Raw genomic sequence first — 1,587 nt, forward strand, 5'->3', positions numbered from 1 at the left:
GGGAACGCGGTGGCCTCGTCATAGAGGGTTTGCTTGGTGAGGCAGTGGTGGAGGCAGCCGAGCATGCGGTTGAAAAGGTTGCGCTGTGCGGCAGTGTGGCGGTCTCCGTCGGCTCGTCTGCGGTCGTAGTGGGCTCGGGCGCCGGTTGAGGCGGTCAGAGCGGCGAAGGCCCAGACGTAGCCCACTGAGGCCAGCCGTTGGTTCTTGACCCGGCGGGCCATGACCGCAACGCTTTTGCCGGAGGCTCGGGTAACCGGTGCTGCTCCGGCGAAGGCTTTGAGTCCTTTGGCATCGGCGAAGCGGGACCGGTCGTCGCCGATCTCTGCGAGCACCCGGGCGCCGGTGAGTGAGCCGAGCCCTGGAAAGCTGGTGATGATCTCGGCGTCCGGGTGTGCTTCAAAAGACTCCACCGCTGCCTTGGCGAGGTCGTTGGCGCTGGTGCAGGCGGCATCGAGTTGGCGAAGCAGAGCGGCCGTTTGGTGGCCCATTGCTTCCTCGACCAGGGGAAGCTGCCGCATCTGTGGGAGTCGGAAAGCTTCGCGGAGCCGGTCAGCCTCGGCCTCGATGCCGCGCTGGCGGCCGGCCGTCTTGAGGAGGGACCGCAGCTGGGTGCGCGTGAGCTTCGCCGCGCGTTCCGGGGTGAGGGCGGCGGCCAGGATCACTCGCGCGACTGGGGAACACAGTCCCTCGCGTGAGGGCTGGAAGGCGATGAGGAAGCCAGGGAAGTATTCACGCAGGTGGGAGCGGAGTTTGTTGCCTGCCTGAGTGCGGTCCCAGACGGCGTCTTGCTGTGCTCGGGCCAAGACCGCGACGGCTTCGGCCAGTTCACTGTTGTGCGGTAGCGGTCGGTGGGCGGCCATGTCGGTGCGGAGGATGTTCGCAAGGACCATCGCGTCGAGGTGGTCGGACTTTTTGCGGGCAACCGAGTGCCGGTCGCGGTAGCGGGCGGCGGCCATGGGGTTGATTGCATAGACGGGGCGCCGGGTGGCTCGGAGGCAGGCTACGAGCAGGCCGCGGGAGGTTTCGATCGCGACCGGGATCGGGGTGCCAGCAGCGTCGCCGTGCTCGGCGAGCAGGTCGAGCAGCTGCTGGAGACCGGTGGGATCGTCGGTGATTCGGGCCCTGGCTAACAGGGCTCCGTCGTGGTCGACCAGGGCGACATCGTGGTGGTCGCTGGCCCAGTCGATCCCGCAGAACACTTTCATCGCGTCGTGTACGTCCTCTCGGTCGAGGTCTGTTTCTGCTGGTCACAGCCATGCAGGGGTACGCGTCTCCCTAATGGAAGGGCTCGATGGCCCAGCATCCGATTAGCCGTTCGTGACCCCAGTAGCCCACGGGGCCCTCGGTCTGCTCAGGAGCTCTGGGCTCCAGGCTTGATGAGAGGTGATCTCCGTAGGCGGCTCGGACCACAAAAGTCAACGATCCGGTCGTCAGATCAGATGCGGTGGGTGGCGCCGGACGGAGCCGGGGCCGGCTCTTTTCAAAGGGGTCGAGCCCCAGGGGGACCTTGCGGCTTCCCGGCACCGACCGGCGTCACCCACGCAGCGGAAATGATGCGGGGCCCGCAGTCTCTTTCAGGGCCTCGAC

Annotated in this window: 1 protein-coding gene; it reads right to left on the bottom strand. The window is 66.9% G+C overall.

What is annotated here, in order from left to right; genetic code table 11:
* Positions 1 to 1,205 (bottom strand): IS110 family RNA-guided transposase (locus IE217_RS34300; RefSeq protein WP_190181875.1); only part of this gene is annotated, 1,205 nt, incomplete at its 3' end.
* Positions 1,206 to 1,587: the final 382 nt, after the last annotated feature.

Origin of the sequence: Streptomyces naganishii JCM 4654, assembly GCF_014650575.1 — a bacterium.
Lineage (GTDB): Bacteria > Actinomycetota > Actinomycetes > Streptomycetales > Streptomycetaceae > Streptomyces > Streptomyces naganishii.